The organism is Prevotella sp. tf2-5 (assembly GCF_900115435.1).
In the GTDB taxonomy this organism is placed as follows: domain Bacteria; phylum Bacteroidota; class Bacteroidia; order Bacteroidales; family Bacteroidaceae; genus Prevotella.
Genome location: NZ_FOWK01000015.1, coordinates 42,013 through 49,384, shown reverse-complemented (window position 1 = coordinate 49,384; position 7,372 = coordinate 42,013). Strand labels below are relative to the sequence as shown.

Below are 7,372 nucleotides of genomic sequence, written 5' to 3'. Positions count from 1 at the left end.
TTCCTCAATAGCGTAAATACTCTTGCCATGATGTATGGGACAGAGCGTCTCGTCCTTGTCAATCGTGGATCGTTGAGAACCGTCCCCAAATTTCCAAATTTCTAGGCTTGGTCAATGCTTCATGACTTTTTTGATGGTTCCATCGGTCATGCGGACGAAACGTAGCGGTCCATACTCATAGAGCACCTGTGGGATGCCGGTAACGGTCTGAATACCAATGGCTGTCTCTGACTTCATGAAGTCGAAGGAAGCCTTGCCATCCTGTACGGTTATGTTGGTGATAGGTTTGTTCATAAACAGGGTGCCGTCTGTATTAGCATTCCACAGTATGGCATCAGGACTAGATGTATTGGTCAGCTCATTGTTGTTATTGTACGGATAGGACCAGTTTTGACAATTATATGTTGCTGTAGATGAGTTGTTGTTGGCAGGGAAGATGAGATAGTGTTGACGGGAAGGTTTGTTGACATATTCCTTCACGCTGATCCATAGGGTCGGATCATAGTCGATATGGAATACAATGATGCCTTTGCCGGGAATATTGGTGTCCCATCCTTTCTGCTGGCGGTTCTCCACCAAGTAGTATTCGTTTTCGAAGCCATCGTTGCGGATGAGGTAGGCCTGTGGCTTGTCGTTCAGAGCAGGCATATCAGTTACGGTTGTTGCTGATGTCAGCTCGGTGGGCGTGAGCCAGCCCATCAGCCACCGTTCGTAGGCAGAATAGCCTGCAGGACAATAGCCGTTCCCGTTATAATTTCCATAGTCCATCAGTTCCCAAGCACCAAGGTATGATTTGCTACCATAATAAAAGTCGGGGAATCCGAAACAGTGGGTGTACTCATGACAGATGGTGCCGAAAGAGCCGTAGTCATCGTTCTTGGTCAGCTCAGCCAAGGCACAGTAGCAGTCTACCTTGTACTCCTTGTCGTTATAGGTGACGGGGATAGGATCGCAATAGACACCCGGCGTTTTGTCCTTCAGATGTTCGCTCATCCACCATTGGTGCGGCCATATCAGGTCAGAACCAGCATAGTCGTTCATGCCATGACCGGCATAGATAATGAGCAGCTGGTTGACGAAACCGTCGCCGTTCCAGTCGTAGAGGCTCCAGTCGATGTTGCGAGTCTTTAATACCTCCATAATGTCCTGCACCAGATACTGCGAGTTCTCGTCGGTATTTGCGTCGCTGGCATACTTCTCCGCATCGCCTTCCACCTTGACGTATACTAAGTCAAAAGTAAGGTCGAAAGCACCATAGCTCTGTGCGTAGAAGTAGTCGTGAACAGAACCCTTGAAGGGCGCCTGCGACAGGTCCTCGACATTAAAGATGAGGTTCCATTGTGCCAAGGTTGCTGCTTCGTCGCCCTTGAACGAACGGTCGTTGAACTCCACCAGAACCGTTAACTGGTAACGCTCACTATGATAGAAGTTACCACCCGTCTGCTTTGTCTGCCCACCTGGAGCACCACGACGTAGGACCATGCCTTCCGGACGCGGTGTGCCTACACGACAACCACGTCGAATGACAGCATCCTGTGCTGCCGCTGTTATGGTAAACAGCAGCAGCACGAGAAATGCCAGAGATTTTATATGTTTTTTGTGATATTCGTTCAGTATCATCTCCATTTATTGAGTCTTTTATGTGTTTGACAATACGAATATATGAACTTCTATGTTGCTTCCCAAATAATTTATTGTTTATTAACTGTTTATTATCAAAGATGACGCAGGGACAGGTACGTGTCATGAAACTGTAGGCTCAAAATAGTTTAGATGACAGGTATTGTGCCTGACATCAACCTTACTGAAAAAGAGGCTTCACTCATGATGATATGGTTCGCCTTTGATGATGGTACAGGCACGGTAGACCTGTTCGGTGAAGGTAAGACGTATCATCTGGTGGGAGAAGGTCATCTTTGATAAGCTGAGTTGCTCGTTGGCTCTTGCATAGACAGCAGGGGAAAAACCATAAGGACCACCGATGACGAAGACGAGTCGGCGGGCGGTGTTGCGTTTCTGTTCCAACCAACGGGCGAACTCCACGCTACGATACTCCTTGCCGTGCTCATCGAGGAGGACAACGGTGTCCGAGGGTTGCAACTGGCGGAGGATCAGTTCACCCTCTGCTTGCTTCTGTTGGTCTTCAGAGAGGTTCTTGGTGTTCTTGAGCTCAGGAATGGTCATAAGCTCGAAGGGCATATAGTGATTGACGCGCTCCACATAATCATTAATACCCGCTACGAAATGCTTATTGACAGTCTTACCGACTTGTATCAGCAGTGTTTTCATCGTCTTCCTCAATAGCGTAAATACTCTTGCCATGATGTATGGGACAGAGCGTCTCGTCCTTGTCAATCGGAGGATATTCGTCACGACGCTTCGGATTCATCGGGAACCATCCCTTCTGTACGCGTTTCTTCTGAGAGAACAGTTCACCTATACCCCATAGGGCAGAGGCGCCGAAGACTCCGATAATAGCGGAAACGATCGTGTTCTCAACAAACAATGCCGCAATGATACAGACGAGTCCGATGATCAGATATACAATCCATGGACGAGTACCCCAGTGGTATTCGGTCTTGATGACGATGGGATGCCATATCCCTATAGTCAGAAATGTGCAGATGGCTATGATAATACCTGTGAAATACATATCTTTTCTTTTGTTATTTTTCTCATTATCTCTACCTCGTAGAATGGAAGCCCTCCAGGTTCTCATAGCGGTGACGCATCATTCTCTGGTAGATATTCCGCATCCAATAGGGTGTGGCAAGGGTGAAAGCAAGTCCGATGACAATCATGACAGTATAGGCTACCGTATCGTTGAAGATTGCCTGAAGAATGAGTACCAGGGCAACAGGTACGAAGAACACGATGAGTTCTATGATCAGTTGGAGCTTGTTCTCAAACTGGTTCTTACCAGTTATCTTGTCATTCAAGGGCAAGGTGGTCATGTTCCATATCGCAAGTTGGAAAAGCAGACAGTATTCTGGTCCTGTGGTTATCAACAGATAAGCGAGAACCATCAACAACGAGAACTTCCCTGAGATGATAGGAGGGAGGAGCAGGATAAAGGGAAGCAGTACGATGGCGCAGTAGAAATAATACTTGGCACGCAACAAGGTAAGGATATTCTCCTCATGGACCATCAGGAGGTCGATGTAGTTCCCCTCAGGTCCCATTACCTTCACCAAATTGACCGCTCCGAAGAATACGAAACAGTACAGGCACCACATGTTACGGGCAAAACCTCCCGTATAAGCATCGGTATAGGCGATCATCAGGGAGAGGATAGTGATGATGACGACACCTTGTAGGAAACGGGTACGGATCGCTTTGTTTCGCATGGTACTCTTGATCTCCAGTTTGAGATACTCACCAATCTGTCCGAAGCGGTTGAGAGCCGCGAACTCAGAGACATGTTTCATCTTGGTCCTCTCATGCTTGGATATCTCATCATAGACGAGGTGCATCTGCAACTTGCGGTTGATGAGGAACAAGATGATGAAAAGGACTATGAAAAGGACGAAAGCATACCATGAGAAGGCGTACTCCTCGATGAAATCGAATATCTTATCGAAGTATTTCTCGACGGAACGGTCAGACAGCAAAAAGAAGGGCAGGATGACAGAACCGTAGAAAGCAACAGGCAAAGCCCACCAGTAGAGACTCTTGTTAACCAGTGTCCGTACCAGCAGGTACCACTGGCTGTTGGTCAGGATCATCAGATGGAGCAACAGCAACATGGCAAATCCTTGTATGAGGGTCATATTGCCACAGACACAGATAAAGGTGTAAGGCAGGAACAATGCCATCCATGTCAGGTTGCTGACATCGAAGAGCTGTGATACCAGGAAGCATTCAATAGCTGTGTATTTGCTGACAGGCATCAAGAGGTAGGGCTTTACCAGCATGACGGGTGTCTGTTGCGTCATGAAACGTCCGAAAAAGTCCAAGAGGAGGATGAATGGGAGAGTGACAAACAGCAACTGATACTCATCCTCGTTTACTGCCGCCCATCCTAAAAAAGTACCGATGGCGATGAAGTAGACCACGAAGAACGCAAATCCCAGATAGGCAAAGAACTTGCCATACTGGTTTGCCTCAAACATCACGTTACGTTTCTCGCTCAGCTTCTTGTTCTTACGTAACAAGAAAAACAGTTGTATCTTATCCATCACCTGTCAACTATCACCTGTCAACTTTCAACTATCATCTATCAACTATCAACTATCGCAGGTCTATGACCTCTGCATTAGGATAGGACTTGGGGTTAAAGCGGAAAATACTGTCGGAGAGCTTCGCCGTCCTGAAATTAGACACCTTGATGGTTGTCCATTGCTTGTTCTGAAGCATGCGGATCTGAGTAGGGACATAGGTCTGCTTATGAATGGTGATGACCATCTCACTCACCCCTTTGTCTTTCCCTTTCAGTGTGACGACATAGCTGTTCCCGCTGGTCGACATCGAGAAGGCATATCCCTGCTTATACATATATATAAAATTATAGGGATTGATAGCCTGTAGGTCGGCGGCAGTGGGATTGTTGACATTCACCTCGTCGTTCTGCTTGACATACGTCCATTGGGTCTTGCCGTCAAACCATACCGTCGCCTCATTGGTGTCCGCATGGAACTTACGTCCCTTAATAGCGATGGTGCCATTCGTATTACCATACTGTTTGCTACTGATGGTAAACGAAGCCTCCACACCGCCTTTGTTAGAGACGACACTGGCAGTCTTGTCAAGAACCTGTTTAGCATTCTGTCCGTATATCGCTCCTGCCAAGAGCAGTAATATACCTGTTATCCTTATTCTTATCTTCTCCATTGACTTAAAAGATTATCCAGACTATTCTCATCTTGTATCAATACCTCACGAGGCTTAGAACCATGAGCAGCGCCTACCACGCCAGCCTTCTCCAACTGATCCATCAGACGACCTGCACGGTTGTAGCCAATGGCGAACTTCCGTTGGATGAGACTCGTCGAACCACTCTGGTTGATGACGATCAGACGGGCAGCGTCCTCAAACATCGGGTCAAGGTGCTGCATGTCCACATCGGCGGACTCTCCCAGATCATCGTCTGGCATATCAGGCTCAGGCAGCTCAAAGGTTGTGGGATATCCTTGTTGCTGAGCAATAAACTGATTGATGCGTTCTACCTCCGGTGTGTCAACAAAGGCACACTGTACACGCACGGGTTCACCACCGTTGAGATAAAGCATGTCACCCTTACCAATCAACTGCTGGGCACCAGGACGGTCAAGAATCGTGCGGGAGTCAATCATGGCACCAACACGGAAAGCGATACGACTGGGGAAGTTCGCCTTGATGGTACCAGTGATGATATTCGTCGTAGGACGCTGGGTCGCGATAATCATGTGGATGCCGACGGCACGCGCCAACTGGGCGATACGGGCAATAGGAAGCTCCACTTCCTTTCCTGCCGTCATGATCAAATCACCAAACTCATCGATGACGACGACAATATAGGGCATGAAGCGATGTCCGTTATTGGGATTCAACTGTCGGTCGATGAATTTCTTATTGTACTCCTTGATGTTACGAGCCTGCGCTATCTTCAACAGGTCATAACGGGTATCCATCTCCTTACACAGAGAGTTCAAGGTGCGTACCACTTTCGTGACATCGGTAATGATGGGGTCTGCCTCCTCTTCCGGTACTTTCGCCAGGAAGTGCTTGTCGATGGAGGAATAGATGCTGAACTCCACTTTTTTCGGGTCGACGAGTACGATCTTCAATTCTGCGGGATGCTTCTTATATAATAAAGAGGTGATGATGGCGTTCAAGCCAACAGACTTACCCTGTCCTGTGGCACCAGCCACCAGCAGGTGGGGCGCTTTGGCAAGGTCGAACATGAAGACCTCGTTGGTGATTGTCTTACCGACGGCACAGGGAAGGTCCATGTTAGACTCTTGGAACTTCTTCGAGTTAAGGATTGATTCCATCGAGACGATACTGGGTTTCGCATTTGGAACCTCAATACCTATCGTGCCCTTTCCAGGGATAGGGGCGATGATACGGATACCCAAGGCGGAAAGACTCAGTGCTATGTCGTCTTCCAGATTACGGATGCGGGAGATACGTACACCGGGTGCTGGTGTGATCTCATAGAGTGTGATGGTGGGACCTACTGTCGCCTTGATACTGCTGATCTCCACACCGAAGTTACGCAGCACGTCCACGATACGGTTCTTGTTGGCGGTCTGCTCTGCCATATCGATATAAGGCTTCCCGTCGTTATCGTATTTCTTCAACAGGTCGAGGGTCGGGTAATGGTAGTTCTCCAGGTCACGTTTCGGATCGTAAGGTGTGGAGATGTCACCATAGTCGCCTACAAGATCCTTACCGTCAGCAGTCTCCTCCTTCATTCCTGTGTCAACAGTCATCTCAACACCTGACTCATCTTCAACGGATGGGATGATGTCGTCAGCCATGACGGTGTCTTTCTTCTCAACAACAGATACGTGTTGCGGCTCTTTTTCCTCGGGGGTGTCATTCTCTGGACCGAACTCCACCACTTGTTCCTGTGGGTCATCGAAGACCGTAGGATCCTCTAAAGTCTCTATTTCTTGTTTACTCTCCTCGGTGTCGCCTTTGCCGATGTTTATCTCCATCGGTATCTTCTTCAGATAGCGCAGGGGGTTGAATATCTTGCGGATGATGAAAATGGTCTCAGCACTGAGATAGATGAGGAATGCGATGGCAGTGACACCCAGCAAGAAAGTCAGTCCTGGGGCACCCAGTAATCCTTGTATAGTCTCACAGATCGCCAAGCCATGGTCTCCACCAGGGTTGAAATGGGCATCCGTAAAGAACGGGGTCGCGAATTTTGCCATCGTGACAGACAGCCATATCGTGACAATAGCGATTCCCAGGAACCATTTCAACAGGTTCACCTTATAGGCTCTCATCAAATTGACGGAGACCAGCAGGAGGAAGACGGGTATCAGAAAGGCGGATAATCCGAAGCAACGCTTGACGAAGAACCATGCACAATAGGCTCCCATAGAACCGCATGCGTTCTGGAACTCACCGTTTTGATTTAACACTTCCCCTTCCCGCGGCTCCTCGATCATACTCTGATCAGCAGCCCCTGTCGTCAGATAGGAGATGAATGCCCATATCATATAACAAGACACCAGCAGCAACAAGAAACCAAGAAAAAAGTTCAGTCGCTCGTTGTGGAATATCTTGTCAATACCGATAGCCTCTTTAAATGATGAGGCGGTACTTGTCTTCTTTTTCTTTGCCATAATTATTTAAATAATGTGCAAAAGTAATTGAAAAAAATCAGAAATCGCCATAAAATCGTCTTTTTTTTGTATTTTTGCACGTTGAAAACAAA

Annotated in this window: 6 protein-coding genes; all 6 read right to left on the bottom strand. The window is 47.8% G+C overall.

What is annotated here, in order from left to right:
- Positions 1 to 111 precede the first annotated feature (111 nt).
- Positions 112 to 1,620 carry a M6 family metalloprotease domain-containing protein gene (locus BM257_RS13700; RefSeq protein ID WP_177216133.1) on the bottom strand — a complete coding sequence of 503 codons (1,509 nt, stop codon included), beginning with the start codon at positions 1,618 to 1,620 and terminating at the stop codon, positions 112 to 114.
- Between the two features lie 198 nt (positions 1,621 to 1,818).
- Positions 1,819 to 2,289: a 23S rRNA (pseudouridine(1915)-N(3))-methyltransferase RlmH gene (gene rlmH / locus BM257_RS13695; RefSeq protein WP_092073837.1), complete on the bottom strand. Its 471-nt coding sequence runs from the start codon at positions 2,287 to 2,289 to the stop codon at positions 1,819 to 1,821.
- Positions 2,261 to 2,653: a DUF4491 family protein gene (locus BM257_RS13690; protein ID WP_092073835.1), complete on the bottom strand. Its 393-nt coding sequence runs from the start codon at positions 2,651 to 2,653 to the stop codon at positions 2,261 to 2,263. The genes rlmH and BM257_RS13690 overlap by 29 nt, the downstream gene beginning before the upstream one ends.
- A gap of 31 nt (positions 2,654 to 2,684) precedes the next feature.
- Positions 2,685 to 4,178: a DUF5687 family protein gene (locus BM257_RS13685; protein WP_092073833.1), complete on the bottom strand. Its 1,494-nt coding sequence runs from the start codon at positions 4,176 to 4,178 to the stop codon at positions 2,685 to 2,687.
- Between the two features lie 52 nt (positions 4,179 to 4,230).
- Complete coding sequence (locus BM257_RS13680) at positions 4,231 to 4,830, bottom strand: outer membrane lipoprotein periplasmic chaperone LolA1 (protein WP_092073831.1); 600 nt, start codon at positions 4,828 to 4,830, stop codon at positions 4,231 to 4,233.
- Positions 4,818 to 7,280, bottom strand: a complete 2,463-nt coding sequence (locus tag BM257_RS13675; RefSeq protein WP_092073829.1) for an FtsK/SpoIIIE family DNA translocase — start codon at positions 7,278 to 7,280, stop codon at positions 4,818 to 4,820. Before BM257_RS13675 ends, BM257_RS13680 begins: the two co-directional genes overlap by 13 nt.
- Positions 7,281 to 7,372: the final 92 nt, after the last annotated feature.

Excerpts from the sequence above, each read along its gene's own strand:
- BM257_RS13685 (WP_092073833.1), bottom strand. The coding sequence starts at position 4,178 with ATGGATAAGATACAACTGTTTTTCTTGTTACGTAAGAACAAGAAGCTG.
- BM257_RS13690 (WP_092073835.1), bottom strand. The coding sequence starts at position 2,653 with ATGTATTTCACAGGTATTATCATAGCCATCTGCACATTTCTGACTATA.
- BM257_RS13700 (WP_177216133.1), bottom strand. The coding sequence starts at position 1,620 with ATGATACTGAACGAATATCACAAAAAACATATAAAATCTCTGGCATTT.
- BM257_RS13675 (WP_092073829.1), bottom strand. The coding sequence starts at position 7,280 with ATGGCAAAGAAAAAGAAGACAAGTACCGCCTCATCATTTAAAGAGGCT.
- rlmH (WP_092073837.1), bottom strand. The coding sequence starts at position 2,289 with ATGAAAACACTGCTGATACAAGTCGGTAAGACTGTCAATAAGCATTTC.
- BM257_RS13680 (WP_092073831.1), bottom strand. The coding sequence starts at position 4,830 with ATGGAGAAGATAAGAATAAGGATAACAGGTATATTACTGCTCTTGGCA.